This is a genomic window from Pseudomonas putida W15Oct28, assembly GCF_000708715.2.
Classification (GTDB): domain Bacteria; phylum Pseudomonadota; class Gammaproteobacteria; order Pseudomonadales; family Pseudomonadaceae; genus Aquipseudomonas; species Aquipseudomonas putida_R.
This window is the reverse complement of sequence record NZ_JENB01000034.1, coordinates 17253-31911: the sequence shown is the minus strand read 5'-3', so window position 1 is coordinate 31911 and position 14659 is coordinate 17253. Positions and strand designations below refer to the sequence as shown.

Sequence of the window (14659 nt, the reverse complement as noted above, 5' to 3'; positions counted from 1 at the left end):
AAAAACGCAATTCTACGCTAGCGCGCTCCTGCCACGAAGCCACTTCTACGTGCTACCAAGGCCAGCAGCCAAGCCATCGCGATCAACACCAGCACTACCCCGCCAAACTTCCACCCCCGCCCCGCTCAGCAGCAATCCGCCAATGATCCCGCCCAGGGCAATGGCGCTGTTCCACACGGTCACCAGCATCGACTGCGCCACATCCCCGCCCTCACCCGCCGCATCGGCACAGGCGGTCTGCAGCAGGGTCGGTGCGCCACCGTAGGTCAAGCCCCACAGGGCGATGCTCAGGTACATCAACCACGACGACGCCTGCCCCAACGCCAGTGTGGCCAAGGCAAAACCGGCCAGGCTCAGCAACACCAGCGTGCGCAAATACCGATCGACCAGCAGCCCCACCAGGCCGATCCCGGCCAGCGCCGAAATGCCAAACACCATCAGCACCGGGCCAATGTCCGCAGCCATGCCGGCCGCCGCCAGCAGCGGCACAATGTAGGTGTAGAGGATGTTGTGGCCAAGGATCCAGGTCAGGATCACCAGCAGCACGCTCAACACCCCCGGCGTGCGCAGCACCTGCATGGCCGCCGGGCGCCTGCCAGCGGCATGCCCCGGGTACTCCGGCACCGACCGCAGCACCCACACCACCAGCAGCAACGCCACCAGGGTGACCAGCACAAACGTTGCACGCCAGCCCAGCCCTGCGCCCAGCCAGGTGGCAATGGGCAGCCCGAGCGACAAGGCAATCGGCTGCCCGAGCATGGCCAACGCCATGGCCCGGCCCTGCTGCGCCACCGGCACCATCCGCCGGGCATGGCCCGCAATCAGGCCCCAGGCCAGCCCGGCGGCAGCGCCGGTGAAAAACCGCAGCACCAGGGTCAGGCTGTTGGAGGTCGACAAGGCCGTCAGCCCGTTGAACAGCACAAAACCGATGATCGCCAGCAACAGAGCCCGCCGGCGATACCAGCCCTGGGTCAGGGTCACCAGCGGAATTGCCGTCAGTAACGAGCCCAAGGCGTAAGCCGTGACCCACTGCCCGGCCATGGCCTGGCTGATGTGCATGCCGTCGGCAATCTGGTCGAGCAAGCCCGCCGGCAGGGTTTCGCTAAGGATGGCGATAAAGCCGGTCATGGCCAGTGCCAGCAGCCCGCTGAGGGGCAGGCGTTCGCTACTGGTGTCCAGCAACGGTGGGGAGGATGTCTGGGACATTACAATTGCCTTGAGTGGGAAAACAAGGCGGACAGTCTGCAAGCAAGGCCACTGCGGAAAAAGACGGTTACAATGCCGCTCACCCAGGACATTTATGTCCGCAATCAGGAATACAACATGGACAGCCTCAGCGGCTTCGTGGTGTTCAATCGGGTGGCCGAAACCCGCAGTTTCGTCGCCGCCGGCCAATCGCTGGGCATCACTGCCTCGGCCGTGGGCAAACGCGTGGCGCGCCTGGAAAGCCGCCTGGGTGTGCGCCTGTTCCACCGCAGCACACGCAGCATTACCCTTACCGCCGAGGGCACGCTGTTCCTCGAGCGCAGCCGACGCATCCTGGCCGAAATCGAGGCCACCGAGCAGGAGCTGTCCCAGGCCAGCGAAACCCCGCGTGGCCGCTTGCGTGTCAGCATGCCGCAGGTCACAGCGCTGGTGATGCCGGCGCTGGCCGAGTTCATGGCGCTGTACCCGCAGGTGGCGCTGGACCTGGACTTTTCCGACCGCATGGTGGATATCGTCGGCGAGGGCTTCGATGTGGTGATGCGCGGCGGGCAGCCAGTGGATTCGCGGCTCAACGCCAAGTTCCTGGGGCACTTCCAGCACCGCCTGGTGGCCTCGCCCGAGTACCTGCGCGAACGCGGCACACCCCTGCACCCGCGCGACCTGGCGGCACATACCTGCCTGCACTATCGCTTCCCCAGCAATGGCAAGCTGGAAACCTGGCCGCTGCGACAGGAGCATCCCGAGCAAGCCTATGACATCCCCATCTCGATGGTCTGCAACCACGTCGAAACACGCGTCTGCTTTGCCTTGAACCACCGCGGCATTACCTGTCTGCCGGACTTCAACGTGGGCCGTGAATTGGGCAATGGCTCGCTGGTCAGTGTCCTCGACGACTTCATGGAACGGCGCGGCAGCTTCTATCTGCTGTGGCCGTCCGGGCGGCAGATGCCGCCGAAGTTGCGGGTGTTCATCGATTTCATGCTCGAGCGGGTGTTCAACCGTACAGGTAGTTGATGTCCTTGTAGGCCAGCGGTGGAACCTGGCCCAGCAGGAAGTCACGCAGCTTGTGCATTTGCCGCGCTTTTGGGCTGGCCTTTAGCCAGGTCATGTAGTAACCGTCGCCGGTGGCCACGGCATGCTTGAAGGGCGTGACCAGGCGCCCGGCGGCCAGGTCGGTGCTGGCCAGTACCAGATCGACCACTGAAATGCCCAAGCCTTGCTGGGCAGCCGAAATACCCTGGTCGAGGGTATCGAACACTTGCCCCTGGTCGATGCTGATCTCCAGTGCGTCCATCCGCGCCAGCCAGCGCCGCCAGTCGCGTCGGTCGGGTGACGGGTGCAGGAACTCGCATTGGGCCAGGTCGGCCAAGGCCGGTTGAGCCTGTGGCATGTAATCCGGGTGGCACACCGGGATCAGCCATTCATCGAACAGCTTGAAACTTTCGATATCGGCGGGGAAACGCCCGCTGGCCAACAGAATGGCGCAGTCGTAGGGCTCGGAGTAGAAGTCCACGCTGTCGATGTCCATCCACACGCTGGACAACTGCACGCTGCAGTTGTCATCGGCCTTCTTGAACGCATCCAGCGCCCGCAACAGCCAGCGCATGGTGAGCGTTGACGGCGCCTTCAGGCGCAGGCCGTAGCGGTCCTGACGCAGCAACGCGCAGGCATTTTCGATGATCTTGAAGCCAACCTTCAGCTCTTGCGACAGCAGGCGCCCGTGCTCGGTCAGGCTCAGTTTCGGGCCACGCCGCTCGAACAGGTCGCAGCCAAACAGGGCTTCCAGGGTCTTGATGTGATGGCTGACCGCCCCTTGGGTCAGGGCCAGTTCTTCCGCCGCACGGGTAAAAGAGCCATAGCGAGAGGCCACCTCGAAGGCACGCAGGGCGTGCAAGGCCTGAATCCGTTCCGACATGGCGACGTCCCGAGCATGAACAAGACTAATAGTAGGTCATAGTTCCACGCGTTTTACAACGTCGAGAGCGTCTCGGAAAATGCAGGTAAATAATAAACATAACCAAGATCCTGCCTGCATATGACTGGAACGTTCACTTAATTAACGCCTGGGGAAATCATGTTTACGGGATATGGAAATTGCTATCGCCTGGATGCGCTAGAGCTGGCCGTTGAACATGGATGCAATACGCAACACTGGACCTTCAAAACCATAGAACACTTTCGCAGTATCCTCGCCAACCCCGACTTCCCTTGCCTGTTCGGCCGCAAGGCGGTCAACGGCGAAACCTGTCACATACTCTTCGCCCGCGCCGAGCAACTGGCCGATGACATCGCCCAGGGCCTTGCCGACTACGTGTGCACCGTCGCCCCGATCACACCCAAACAACGCATCGGCAGCCCACTGGTGGTGTTTCTCGAAACCGCCACCGATTACACCCTGGCCGAACAACAGGCACTGGCCTGGAAGGTGTTGCGTGGCGTGCATGCGCGCGACCCGCACCCCTGGCCGCAGGGCATCCCCACCGACCCCGACGACAACGGCTGGTCGTTCTGCTATGCCGGCATGCCCTTGTTCATCAACATGAACTTCCCCGGCCACCAGCAGATGAAAAGCCGCAACCTGGGGCATCACATCACCTTCGTCATCAATCCACGGGCGAACTTCGATGAAGTGGCCAACGCCAACACCGAGAGTGGCAAACGCATCCGCGAGCGCATTCGCGAGCGCGTGCACCACTACAACGACGGCGTCATGCCCGACACCCTGGGCTTTTTCGGCGATACCGACAACTACGAATGGAAGCAGTACCAACTGCAGGAAACAGGCTCGCTCAACCCGTCACGCTGCCCGTTCCACGCACATGCCGCACATGCCGCACACCCGGCTACACCCGACTTACTGATCGAGAACTGACCGTGAATACCGCACTCACCTTCACCTACGCCCTCACCGTCCTGCTGCTCATCGCCACCCCCGGCCCGGTGGTGGCATTGATCGTCAACACCGCGGCTGCCTCCGGCGCGCGCAAGGCCATGTTCACCGCCGTCGGCACCAACTGGGCCTCACTGGTGCTGATCGGCGCCGCAGCCTGGATCATCCTCACCAGCGCCGCCATCGACAAGGCATGGCTCAGCACCATGAGCCTGCTGGGTTGCCTGTTCATCGGCTACATCGCCGTGGGCACGCTGAGGGACGCCCTGCAGGCGCCAGCCACGAAAGCGGCGAGCGAGGCCCCCAAGGCCGGGCGTGGCGGGCTGCTGCAAGGCTTCATGGTGGGCATTTCCAACCCCAAGGACATCATTTTCTTCATCGCCTTCTTCCCGCAGTTCATCCAGATCACCGAGTCGTTCGGCAAAAGCATGGTGGTGCTGTCGCTGCTGTGGGTGGCCATCGATTTCGCCGTACTCAGCCTGTACATCTTCGCCATCGGCAAGATCGCCTCGCAGCGCAGCAACCGCGTGATCAGCCTGGCTTCGGGCGTCGCCCTGCTGCTGATCGCCGCCGGCGGCCTGCTGTACAACTTCAACGAACTGGCGGCCTGAGCTTGATGCGAAGCGCCTGGTGCAACAGAAGGAAAGACCATGACAGCGACTGATACGAGCCCGTCTCCTTCGCCGTTGCAACAGGACTACCAGCGCTTTCTGCTGCTGGGCAGCCGCCGAGCGCCACACACCGTGCACGTGCATGAAACCGGCTACCGGTCTGGCACCATCAACACCGATGCCCTTGGCCTGCGCTACAGCCATTGCGCCGGCAAGCGCTTTTCGGCGGCCGAACGCGGCGGCGCTTCACGTATCAACCTGCTGGTCGGCGGCTCCACGGCCCTGGGTATCGGCGCCAGCTCCGACGAACACACGGTGGCCTCGCACCTGTCGGCGCTCACCGGCGAGGTCTGGCTGAGCCTGGCCGGTTGCGGGCTCAATGCCGGCCAGGAACTGCTGATGTTTCTGACTCACCAGCACCGCCTTGGCCAACTCGGCCACGTGGTGGTGCTCAGCGGCCTCAACAGCCTGGCCCACGAAGCGCTGTGCGAAGTCCTCGCCAGCCCCAACGACCCACAGCACGCCAAGGCCTACCAGGCCTTTCTCAACAGTTTCAGCGAAGGCATGCAGCCTGCCGCACCACCCCGCCGGCAGTCACTCTGGCGGCGCATCGGCCAGGCCTTGAGCACGCCTGCGGTCGAAGCCCCGCTCAGTTGGCCGCTGTCGCCGCCGGAAAAGCGCCTGGCTCGCGCTGCCGACAGCATTGGCCGAACCTTGCGTCAGTGGGACCGGCTGCTGGCAGACAGCCACGCCACCCTCACCTTCATCCTGCAGCCGTTGCTGCCCTGGTGCCGGGATACCCTGCCGGCTGGCGAGCAGGCCATGCTGGCCGCGCTGGAGCAGCAACCGGCCAACTTCGACCGGCTGCTGGACGGCGCATTCGACAGCCAGTTGCACTCGGCCTTTTTCCGCCGCATCAAAAGCCAGGCCGACCCGGTGCCCTGCTACGACATGAACAGCATGCTCAGCAGCTCGCCGGTGTTCGGCGCAGACCTGTTCATCGACCGCCTGCACCTCAATGATTTGGGTAACAACGCCCTGGCCAAGGTGATTACCGCCAAGCTTGGCCTGGCCCAGGAAAAACACGCTCAACGCAAGGTCACGCCGATCAAGCTCGTCTGACAGTTGTCGACTGGTCTTCCGGCCACCCCCCTTGGGTGGCTAGAATAGGCCGTCGTTCCGATTTTCCCGAGGCGTACGCTTGACCGCGATTAACATCGAAACCGTCCATCTTTGCCTGGCCGCCCCTGGGGCTTGCCTGTGAGCCGCATGCGACGCCTGCCCCCGCTGTTGGTCGCCCTGATGCCGCTGGCTGCGCACGCGCTGGAGGTGAGCATCGACCCCCACGCCGACCTGCTCTACCGCCAGGCCTTGCCGCTGCTGGAGCAGGCCGACAACCAGGGCGCCGATACCAGCACCCTGCGCACCGCCGTAGGCGCCGACCCCGAGCTTAGCCGCCAGGGACAGGCCATGGCCCACACCCTGCCGACAGCGGTTGCGCTGTTGAAAAAGTCGGTAGAGCTGGGCCACCCGGTCGCGCAGTACCGCCTGGCGCTGTACTACATGACTTACCTGCCCGCCGCGCAAATTCCGGATGCCGCCTGCCCGTTGCTCGAAGCCAGCCTCAAGCAAGGCTTTGCCGCACCCGCACCCGCTATCGCCACCTGGTGCCGGCCCTACAGTGCCAGCAGCGAGTACCGCGAAGCGCTGGAGGCCATCCCCAGCATGGCCACCGTGTACGCCCCCTACTACCCGCAACCGGCCACCCGCCTGGCCTGCAGCCGCAGCCGGCCACAAGGCCTGGAAATGCTGTGGGGGCGCCAGCGCGACTACCAGGCCGAGGTGTACCGCCTGCTTAGCGACCTGGACCCAGCGCACCGCCTGAGCCTGCTGCAGAAAGCCGTGGACATCAACGGCTGCGTGACGGCGCAACAGCATCTGACCCGCCATCCGTAATACACCGAGCTAACGCGCCCCCTGTGTAGGAGCGGCCTTGTGTCGCGATCGGGGCGCGCAGCGGCCCCAAGATTTGAGCTTCGCAGCCAATATTGCCGGGGGCGCTATGCGCCCCGATCGCGACACAAGGCCGCTCCTACAAGGGACTGCGCTCGACAGCCCACAGATCAGCAAGATCGTTCAAGCCATCCCCCGCCCCGTCTGGCATGCTGGCCTGCCTCGTACACGCATTGCAGCCATCATGCCCCACATCGCTCGCCAAGCCTTCCTCCACGGCGCCATCGCCATCATGCCGTTGTCCCTGGCCGTCGCCCCCTGGGGCCTGCTGGCCGGGTCCATGGCCATCGAGGCCAACCTCAGTGCCTGGCAGGGGCAAGGGCTATCGGCCATCGTCTTCGCCGGTGCCGCGCAACTGGTTGCCATTGGCATGCTCAAGGGCGGCGCCAACCTGGCGTCGATCCTGCTCACCACCCTGCTGCTGACCTCGCAGCACCTGCTGTATGGCCTGTCGATGCGCCCGGTGCTGTCCAGCCAGCCATTGCGCTGGCGGTTGGGCCTGGGCTTTCTGCTGACCGACGAGTTCTTCGCGTTGACCAGCAAGTACGACCAGCAGCAATTCAACCGCTGGTATGCCCTGGGGGTAGGCCTGACGTTCTACGTCGCCTGGAACCTGTTCACCCTGGCTGGCATCCTGCTCGGCCAAAACATTCCCCACCTCGATCAACTCGGCCTGGACTTTTCCATCGTCGCCACCTTCGTCGCCCTGATCGCGCCGCTGGTGCGCAACCTGGCTACCGTGGTGTGCGTAGCCGTGTCGCTGTTCTGCTCGGTGCTGTTCAGCTACTGGCATTGGGAGGCCGCCCTGGTGGCCGCAGGCTTGCTGGGCATGAGCGCCGGGTTTATCTGCCAAAAATTTGCCGGAGCACGTACATGACCTGGATCCTGATTTTCGCCATGGGCGCCATCGTGTTCCTCAACCGCTACGCGTTCCTGGAGCCACGCCTGCCCTTGCGCCTGAGCTCCAATGCCCGGCAGTTTCTCGGCTTTGCCGTGCCCGGCATGCTCACTGCCATCTGCGGCCCGATCATCTTCATGCCCGACCACCAGCTCAACCTGAGCCTGCTCAACCCCTACCTGCTGGGTTCACTGGTGGCCATCGCCCTGGTGCTGTTGACCCGCAGCGTGTTGCTGAGCATGCTGGTGAGCATGTTGATCTTCTTCCTTCTGCGCAGCTGGCTGGCATGACCACGCCCCTGCGCGAGCAGACACACCTCTGGCAAGCGCCGGCCCTGGGCGACGTCGAGATGCTGCACGCGCGCTACTTCCAGCAGCGCTTCGCCCCGCATGTGCACGAAGGCTATGTGTTCACGGTGATCGAATCCGGCGCCCAGCGCTTCTGGCACCGCGGCAGCGAGCACCTGGCGCCGGTCGGCAGCATGGTGCTGATCAACCCCGACGAGCTGCATACCGGCGCCACCGCCCATGAGGCGGGCTGGCGTTATCGCGGCTTCTACCCCGAGCACGAGCGGGTCACCGGTGTACTGGACGAACTGGAACTGGGCCGCCACGGCATGCCCAGCTTCAAGGACAGCGTGATCCACGACCCGGCCCTGGCCATCGCCTTCAGCCAGCTGCATCAGTTGTCCGAAAACGGCGCCAGCGCCCTGCAGCAACAGACCGCCTGGCGCCAGGCAGTGCTGGCCCTGGTGCAACGCCACGGGCAATGCGCCGAACCCTCGGCCCCCGGCCACGAACCACTGGCCGTGGCCCGCGCCCGTGAACTGCTCGAAAGCCAACTGGCCGACCCGCCCTCGCTCGAAGCGCTGGCGGCGGCCGTCAACCTGTCGCCCTTCCACTTCGCCCGGGTGTTCCGCCAGGCCACCGGCCTGCCGCCACATGCCTGGCTGAAGCAGCGGCGCCTGGCACGCGCCCGGGAAATGCTGAAAAGCGGCCTGGTTGCTTCGGAGGTGGCGTTCGACCTTGGTTTTGCCGATCAGAGCCATTTGAGCCGACAGTTCAAACAGGCGTATGGGGTGACGCCGGGGGCGTATCGGCAGGCATGCGCTCAATCTGTATTACCCGCCTGAAGCCTTCACCTCTAGAGCAGCCAGCTGTCGTAACGCCCCTTGCAAAGGCAGCAGGAGCCCCGCCTACCCTCTGCTACACTGTCAAGGCTGAATGGAGGATCCTGCCATGTCCGAAAGAGAGCTCACCACCCTCCTGTCGCTGATGAACCAGCGCCAGGCCTGCCTGAACAGTGCCTGCAAGGAGATTGCCGACTGGATCGACCGGCAGGGCGATGTGCCCGCCGCCGGCAAGATCCGCGCCAGCCTGAAGGCACTGGAGGCCGATGAGGCCCAGGTTCGAAAGACCCTGACGTCGCTGACACTCGACAGGCCGCTGCCGCGCTTTCGTAGCTGAAAGACGCAGCTGAAAGGCACAGCTGAAAAAGAAAAGGGCCGCTAAGCGCGGCCCTTTGGTCTGTCAGTGCTTCATGTGCATGTGGTCATGCCCACCGCCAGCCTCGGCGTTTAGCGGTCGCACTTCTGCCTGCACGTCCAGTGTTTCCTTTGCCCCTTTGGCATCTTCGATGGTCAGGGTCAGGGGCACCTTGTCGCCTTCCTTCACCTGATCGTTCAGGCCCATTAGCATTACATGCAGGCCATTCGGGTCCAGGGTCACGGCTTTGCCGGCCGGCAACTCGACGGCCTTGACCTCACGCATGCCCATCACGTCGCCGTTCATGGTCATCTCGTGCACCTGCACGGTCTTGGCCACGGGCGAAGCCACGCTCACCAGCTTGCTGTCGCTGCTGGCGGTCAGGGTCATGAAGGCACCGGTGGACTGCTGGTGCGGCACACTGGCACGGACCCAGGCATCGCTCACAGTGGTCTGGGCCAGGGCCGGCAGGGCCAGGCCCATCAGTGCCAGGGCAGCCAGGCCGCGTTTGATCGGTTGCATCGACATTCAGCAGATCTCCATCAGGGTGACCAGGTCTTCGGCGCATTCCTTGGCATTCAGGGAATGGCCCAGGCTCAGGCGCAGGGTGCCACGCGTATCGTAGACGTAGCTGGTGGACGAGTGAGAAATGGTATAGGTGTCACCGGCCGGGACCTTCTCGTAGAACACCTTGAACTCCTTGGCCACTTCCGCGATTTCTTCGGGGGTGCCAGTGAGTGCAGTGAACGACGGGTCGAAGGCCTTGACGTAGGCATCGAGCACTTCGGGGGTGTCGCGCTCCGGGTCCAGGGTGATGAACACCACCTGGAACAGGTCGCGGTCACGACCGCGCAGCAGCTTGCGGATTTGTGCCGCGCGCGCCAGGGTAGTCGGGCAAACCGCCGGGCACTGGGTGAAGCCGAAGAAGATCATCGGCATGCTGCCGTAGAAGCTCGACAGGGTGCGCACATTGCCTTGGGGGTCCTTGAGGCGGAACTTGCGCCCAAGGATCTCGTTGCTCATGTTCTTGCCGTACTTGAACTCGAGCCCACGGGCCGGGCTGCAGCCTGCCAGCAGGCCAAGCCCGAGAACGCCCATCCCGGCGACAACCGCGCGCCGGGTAAATAGATCATTCATGAAACCATCCTTTACAGGGAAGGTGCCGGCCCTCGGGACGGGCCGGCTGAAAAACCGGGGCATTCTTGCATGACACCCAAAGCGGTTCTACCCGACGAACGCGGGTAAGGCCTGCAGCCCTTTGAATACGGGCTGCGGCCAGTTGTCGCAGGGGTTGAAACCGTAACAGTTTGTTGCTAAGAGAGCCGCCCTTACACAAACCCTGTAAGAGCGCCACAGCCTTAGTAGTAGGCGTTCTCTTTCTGGGTGTGGTCAGTCACGTCACGCACGCCCTTCAGCTCTGGAATACGCTCGAGCAACGTGCGCTCGATGCCTTCCTTCAGGGTGACGTCGGCCTGGCCGCAGCCTTGGCAACCACCACCGAACTGCAGCACTGCAATGCCGTCGTCGACCACGTCCACCAGGCTGACCTGGCCACCGTGGCTGGCCAGCCCGGGGTTGATCTCGGTCTGCAGGTAGTAGTTGATGCGCTCGTTGATCGGGCTGTCTTCGTTGACCATCGGCACCTTGGCGTTCGGTGCCTTGATGGTCAGCTGGCCACCCATGCGGTCGGTGGCGTAGTCGACCAGTGCGTCTTCCAGGAACGGCACGCTGACGGCGTCCAGGTAAGCGGTGAAGCTCTTCAGACCCACGGCGGTGTCGTCAGGCTTCTCTTCGCCCGGCTTGCAATAGGCAATGCACGTCTCTGCGTACTGGGTGCCCGGCTGGGTGATGAAAATTCGAATGCCGATGCCAGGCGTGTTCTGCTTGGAAAGCAGATCGGCCAGGTAGTCATGGGCGGCGTCGGTAATGGTTATATCGCTCATGTAGGTTCCTCACAGACTTGCCGCCAAGTGTACGCCAACCGGCTCCTCGAACAAAGTCCTAGCATTTGACTCGGGAAAGCGCATATTCCGCGGCCTGGCCCCGTGGCGCCGCCAGCCAGGCCTGCATGCGCCGGTACAGGCCGCGCTCCAGCCACTGGTAGCTGAACCACGACATTAGTCCAATGGACGGCACGCACAGGGCGAACACCAGATACGGGTTCAAATGCAGCCGCTGGCTGGCGAACCAGCCGGCGTACAGCACCAGCACATGGATCAGGTACACCGAATACGAACAGTCGCCCAAGGCCTTGAGCAGCCGGTTGCCCTGGAAGAGCGGTTCCAGGGCGATGAAGGCCAGCACGATCATCGCGCTTGGCACGCCCCAGTGCAGCAAGCGCTGGGACGCATCCAGGTGATAGATGGCCAGGCCCGCCACCCCCAGCAGCACCAGCGGCAGCCAACGCCCCTGGCGGATCAGGCCACGGCGGTACAACACACCCAGGCCGATGCCGAGCAGGAACTCGTAGATGATGTCGTTGTTGTAGAAGCGGCTGAGCACACCCAGCCGGCCCAGCACCTCGCTGACCAGTAACAGTGCGACGGTAACCAGCAGCAGGTGATGCCGCTGCCGAACCAGGAAGGCCAAACCGAACAGCAGGTAGAAGAACATTTCGAAGTTCAGCGTCCAGCCCACGTTCAGGGTCGGGTACAGGCCATAGCCACCGGGGTTTTCCGCCGGGATGAACAGCATCGACAGGAACAGGTGATGCCAGGCGAATTCCTGATGCGGCATCCATTGGCTGAAGGCCAGCAGCAACGTGGCCATCAATACTGTGTAGAACCAGTAGGCAGGGACGATACGCAGCACCCGATTGAGCAGGAACTGGCGCGGTTCGATGGTTTTGTCGCGGGTCGACAGGTAGATGACCAGCCCGCTGATGACGAAGAAGATGTCGACCCCCACGGCGCCACGGTCGGTGAGCAGTTGGCCGACAGGGCCGGTGGCGTGGAAATCGAAGAAGATCTGCATGAAATGGTGGCAAACCACCACCCAGGCGGCGAACGCCCGCAGTGCCTGAAGCGAATACAGCATGAAATACCCTGCGCTTGCCGGTGTATTGAGGCCCTGCGAGCGCATTGCGCTCGTTCGCGGGCTTGCCCGCTCCCACAGGGCTCATGCCGTACCCGAAAGCACCACATATCCTGTGGGAGCGGGCAAGCCCGCGAATGGGGCTGCAAAGCAGCCTCCGGACCACCCACCATCTCCGACCGCAGGGTACTCGGAAAGGTCAGCCTACCCGATCAGAGGTTCTCATAGCGGTTCATGTCCAGCACGCCCGCCTCCACCGGTGTGGTCTGCTTGATGAAGCTGTTCAGGTCATGGAAGTAGCGCCAGAACTCAGGGTGACTGCGGCGCACGCCCCAACGCATGACAATGCGCTCGAACCTGGCTGCATCGTCTTTCGCATACTCCATGTCCTCGACGAACTCCGCCACATCCGTGGTCGGAACGTTGAAGATGAAGTTGGGGTAGCTGCTGAGCACGCCCGGGTACAGGGTCAGGGTATCGAGCCCCGGCTGGTAGCGGTACGCCTCCCCCAGCAGGAATGCCACGTTGCTGTGCGCGCGGTTGCGCAGCAGGCTGTACACCTGGCGCTGGCCGCCCTGCCCTTCGATGCGCAGCATGGTCGCTTCGGGCAACTGGTTGATCACCTTCAGCCCGGCGGCCGGGCGCGACACCAGGCGGCTGAGCGACTGCTCGGCATTGCGGAACTCTTCGCTCATCTGCGGCCGTGAACAGAACGCACCCTGGCAGCGGTTGATCGGGTCGGGCGAGGCATTCAGGCTGCCGGTGCGCTGCACCAGCTTCAGGCCGAAGTCGCGCTTGGGGTCGCGCGCGTCGAGCGTGATGCCACTCGGGGTGTCGGTGTCGATGTCTTCATAATCCATCCACATCTTCACCTTGCCGCTGTTCTGGTACCAGTCGCTGAGAATCGCCTGGCGATGGTCAGCCGGCATCAGGCGCAGGAAGTTGACCTCGGCGCCATTACGGATCAGGTCGAAGTACAGCCGCGTCTGCAACTGGTGCGAAACGTTGCCGAACACGTCGAAGTTGACCGCCAGTTGGTAATAGGTGCGCTCCAGCAGCGGGTAGTCGAACAGCCACACGGTCTGCGGCACGTCACCGATCAGGCCTTTGGTGACCGAAGCGCTGTCGAAGTGGCGGAAGATGCTCAGCAGCGCGTTGTCGTTACCGGCCCACAAGGTCGACCAGCCCGGCGCCGGCATGTCGGCATAGGCGTCGCGGCGCAGCTTTTCATACGCGTTGCGCTTGTCGCGGTAGGCATGCCACAGGCTCAGCACACTGCCCACGTCATCGATCTGCCCGGGCATGGCCAGCAGTGGCGTGGCCTCGCCACGGTACCCGGCATCGGTGACGTAGCGGTCGAAGGCCGGCTCCTGGAACAGCGCCCAGAAGTTGTCGCGGATCACGTCGGTAGCGATCTGCCCGCGGCACACCGGGCCGCGGATGAAGGTACGCACAAAGTACTCGGCGTTATCCAGCATGAACTGGTAGCGGGCCACGGCCGGGATGGCCTCGAAGGTTTCGAACGGGTTGGCCCGGTGACGCGGGCCGTAGCCTGGCAGCGCGGTGGCATGCCAGTCGCCGGCGTAGAACAGTTGCTTGACCCGCTTGAGCTTCTGCGGCCCCATCGGGTAGGTGATGTGCGTCTTGTGCACGATCACGCCCTGCACCGGTATCAGGCGGTAATAAAAGTCGGTGCCGGGTGGGTCATTGGGGCGACGCGTGGCAATGATGTCGGCAGGCTGGCCGCTGGGCGTGCGTGAGCGCACCCACTGGAAGTAGTGGCCCTGCTCGCCGCCGACGAAGTAGATGTGCGCCAGGAACAGATGCTCGTAAAGCCAGCGGCCGACCAGCGCCTCGGTGGAACCCGGGCGGTTGAGCAGTTCTTCCCAGTCGGCGATCTGCCTGGTTTCGGTATCACTTGGCTTGATCGGTTGGTACTCCACCGGCGCACCGGCCGCCAGCCAGCGGCGCATGGTGTCGTATTCCTTGTCGGTCAGCCCGGTCACCGCCAGCGGCATGCCCTCCTTGGGGTGGGCACCGGCATAGGCGTCGAACTCATGGGGCAACGGGCACATGTTGTTGCGGCTCAGGCCCAGGACGATTTCCTCAGGCAGCTTGGCATTGGGCGTGAGCGGGGTCTTGTGGCCCAGCTCCAGCATGCGCGCCATCAGCGCGGCCTGGCTGCCCTGGTTGTCGAGCACCGAGTAGAAGCCTTTCTTGCGCCATTGCTCTTCGCTATGGGCATCGTAGAACAGCCGCGTGGTGGGTACCGCCTGGCTGCGATCGCCCTCGTAAACCGGGACCTTGCTGGCCCCGCGCACCGCCCCTTCCGGGCTTTCCAGCTTTAATTGGCAGGCAGCGTCGTTGCAGGCGTGGCAGGCCACGCATTTCTCGGTGAAGATCGGCTGAATGTCCCGGGTGTAGGAAATAGCCGGGCTCGACTGGGGGGCTTGCCCGAACACCACGCCGCTGATGAGCAGGGCGAAGGCGCCGGCAAGAATACGATGCACCATGTGCGAAAAGT

At 63.6% G+C, this 14659-nt stretch carries 15 protein-coding genes and 1 pseudogene; 9 read left to right on the top strand and 7 right to left on the bottom strand.

The features are described from left to right. Positions 1 to 17 precede the first annotated feature (17 nt). Positions 18 to 1206, bottom strand: a pseudogene (locus tag AK81_RS20795) (MFS transporter). 117 nt (positions 1207 to 1323) lie between these two features. On the opposite strand from AK81_RS20795, the gene AK81_RS20790 reads away from it, so the two are divergent. Continuing rightward, the gene (locus AK81_RS20790; RefSeq protein WP_043202066.1) at positions 1324 to 2220 is read left to right on the top strand and encodes a LysR family transcriptional regulator; all 897 of its coding nucleotides are present in this window, start codon (positions 1324 to 1326) and stop codon (positions 2218 to 2220) included. Here the strand turns inward: AK81_RS20790 and AK81_RS20785 are convergent. Further along, the gene (locus tag AK81_RS20785) at positions 2201 to 3121 is read right to left on the bottom strand and encodes a LysR substrate-binding domain-containing protein (RefSeq protein ID WP_043202018.1); all 921 of its coding nucleotides are present in this window, start codon (positions 3119 to 3121) and stop codon (positions 2201 to 2203) included. The two genes, AK81_RS20790 and AK81_RS20785, sit on opposite strands and share 20 nt — an antisense overlap. Positions 3122 to 3280: 159 nt before the next feature. Between AK81_RS20785 and AK81_RS20780 the strand changes: the two genes are divergently transcribed. The 8 genes from AK81_RS20780 to AK81_RS20745 all read left to right on the top strand — a co-directional run bounded on the left by AK81_RS20780 (position 3281) and on the right by AK81_RS20745 (position 9084). Further along, complete coding sequence (locus AK81_RS20780) at positions 3281 to 4078, top strand: YqcI/YcgG family protein (protein ID WP_043202016.1); 798 nt, start codon at positions 3281 to 3283, stop codon at positions 4076 to 4078. A gap of 2 nt (positions 4079 to 4080) precedes the next feature. Then, the gene (locus AK81_RS20775) at positions 4081 to 4707 is read left to right on the top strand and encodes a LysE family translocator (protein ID WP_043202014.1); all 627 of its coding nucleotides are present in this window, start codon (positions 4081 to 4083) and stop codon (positions 4705 to 4707) included. 39 nt (positions 4708 to 4746) lie between these two features. Beyond that, positions 4747 to 5829, top strand: coding sequence for a hypothetical protein (locus AK81_RS20770; protein ID WP_043202010.1), 1083 nt, complete (start codon positions 4747 to 4749; stop codon positions 5827 to 5829). Positions 5830 to 5976: 147 nt separating this feature from the next. Continuing rightward, the gene (locus AK81_RS20765) at positions 5977 to 6663 is read left to right on the top strand and encodes a hypothetical protein (RefSeq protein WP_043202006.1); all 687 of its coding nucleotides are present in this window, start codon (positions 5977 to 5979) and stop codon (positions 6661 to 6663) included. A gap of 241 nt (positions 6664 to 6904) precedes the next feature. Continuing rightward, the gene (locus AK81_RS20760; RefSeq protein WP_043202064.1) at positions 6905 to 7597 is read left to right on the top strand and encodes an AzlC family ABC transporter permease; all 693 of its coding nucleotides are present in this window, start codon (positions 6905 to 6907) and stop codon (positions 7595 to 7597) included. Further along, complete coding sequence (locus AK81_RS20755; RefSeq protein WP_010953340.1) at positions 7594 to 7908, top strand: AzlD domain-containing protein; 315 nt, start codon at positions 7594 to 7596, stop codon at positions 7906 to 7908. The genes AK81_RS20760 and AK81_RS20755 overlap by 4 nt, the downstream gene beginning before the upstream one ends. After that, positions 7905 to 8750: an AraC family transcriptional regulator gene (locus tag AK81_RS20750; protein WP_043202003.1), complete on the top strand. Its 846-nt coding sequence runs from the start codon at positions 7905 to 7907 to the stop codon at positions 8748 to 8750. The genes AK81_RS20755 and AK81_RS20750 overlap by 4 nt, the downstream gene beginning before the upstream one ends. A gap of 106 nt (positions 8751 to 8856) precedes the next feature. Beyond that, the gene (locus AK81_RS20745; RefSeq protein WP_016500485.1) at positions 8857 to 9084 is read left to right on the top strand and encodes a hypothetical protein; all 228 of its coding nucleotides are present in this window, start codon (positions 8857 to 8859) and stop codon (positions 9082 to 9084) included. A gap of 63 nt (positions 9085 to 9147) precedes the next feature. Here AK81_RS20745 and AK81_RS20740 read toward each other — a convergent pair whose 3' ends face one another. The 5 genes from AK81_RS20740 to AK81_RS20720 all read right to left on the bottom strand — a co-directional run bounded on the left by AK81_RS20740 (position 9148) and on the right by AK81_RS20720 (position 14648). Beyond that, positions 9148 to 9630 (bottom strand): copper chaperone PCu(A)C, encoded by a 483-nt coding sequence (locus tag AK81_RS20740; protein WP_043202000.1) that lies wholly within the window; start codon positions 9628 to 9630, stop codon positions 9148 to 9150. Continuing rightward, a complete protein-coding gene (locus AK81_RS20735) occupies positions 9631 to 10239 on the bottom strand; it encodes an SCO family protein (RefSeq protein ID WP_016500487.1) in 609 nt (202 codons plus the stop codon). It abuts the gene before it with no gap. Between the two features lie 221 nt (positions 10240 to 10460). Then, a complete protein-coding gene (gene nfuA, locus AK81_RS20730) occupies positions 10461 to 11045 on the bottom strand; it encodes a Fe-S biogenesis protein NfuA (protein WP_016500488.1) in 585 nt (194 codons plus the stop codon). 58 nt (positions 11046 to 11103) lie between these two features. After that, the gene (locus AK81_RS20725) at positions 11104 to 12138 is read right to left on the bottom strand and encodes an acyltransferase family protein (RefSeq protein WP_043202060.1); all 1035 of its coding nucleotides are present in this window, start codon (positions 12136 to 12138) and stop codon (positions 11104 to 11106) included. 209 nt (positions 12139 to 12347) lie between these two features. Further along, entirely contained in the window at positions 12348 to 14648 is a 2301-nt protein-coding gene (locus AK81_RS20720) for a fatty acid cis/trans isomerase (protein WP_043202058.1), read from the bottom strand. Between the last annotated feature and the right edge of the window lie 11 nt (positions 14649 to 14659).

Excerpts from the sequence above, each read along its gene's own strand:
- AK81_RS20790 (WP_043202066.1), top strand. The coding sequence starts at position 1,324 with ATGGACAGCCTCAGCGGCTTCGTGGTGTTCAATCGGGTGGCCGAAACC.
- AK81_RS20785 (WP_043202018.1), bottom strand. The coding sequence starts at position 3,121 with ATGTCGGAACGGATTCAGGCCTTGCACGCCCTGCGTGCCTTCGAGGTG.
- AK81_RS20780 (WP_043202016.1), top strand. The coding sequence starts at position 3,281 with ATGTTTACGGGATATGGAAATTGCTATCGCCTGGATGCGCTAGAGCTG.
- AK81_RS20770 (WP_043202010.1), top strand. The coding sequence starts at position 4,747 with ATGACAGCGACTGATACGAGCCCGTCTCCTTCGCCGTTGCAACAGGAC.
- AK81_RS20765 (WP_043202006.1), top strand. The coding sequence starts at position 5,977 with ATGCGACGCCTGCCCCCGCTGTTGGTCGCCCTGATGCCGCTGGCTGCG.
- AK81_RS20760 (WP_043202064.1), top strand. The coding sequence starts at position 6,905 with ATGCCCCACATCGCTCGCCAAGCCTTCCTCCACGGCGCCATCGCCATC.
- AK81_RS20755 (WP_010953340.1), top strand. The coding sequence starts at position 7,594 with ATGACCTGGATCCTGATTTTCGCCATGGGCGCCATCGTGTTCCTCAAC.
- AK81_RS20750 (WP_043202003.1), top strand. The coding sequence starts at position 7,905 with ATGACCACGCCCCTGCGCGAGCAGACACACCTCTGGCAAGCGCCGGCC.
- AK81_RS20745 (WP_016500485.1), top strand. The coding sequence starts at position 8,857 with ATGTCCGAAAGAGAGCTCACCACCCTCCTGTCGCTGATGAACCAGCGC.
- AK81_RS20740 (WP_043202000.1), bottom strand. The coding sequence starts at position 9,630 with ATGTCGATGCAACCGATCAAACGCGGCCTGGCTGCCCTGGCACTGATG.
- AK81_RS20735 (WP_016500487.1), bottom strand. The coding sequence starts at position 10,239 with ATGAATGATCTATTTACCCGGCGCGCGGTTGTCGCCGGGATGGGCGTT.
- nfuA (WP_016500488.1), bottom strand. The coding sequence starts at position 11,045 with ATGAGCGATATAACCATTACCGACGCCGCCCATGACTACCTGGCCGAT.
- AK81_RS20725 (WP_043202060.1), bottom strand. The coding sequence starts at position 12,138 with ATGCTGTATTCGCTTCAGGCACTGCGGGCGTTCGCCGCCTGGGTGGTG.
- AK81_RS20720 (WP_043202058.1), bottom strand. The coding sequence starts at position 14,648 with ATGGTGCATCGTATTCTTGCCGGCGCCTTCGCCCTGCTCATCAGCGGC.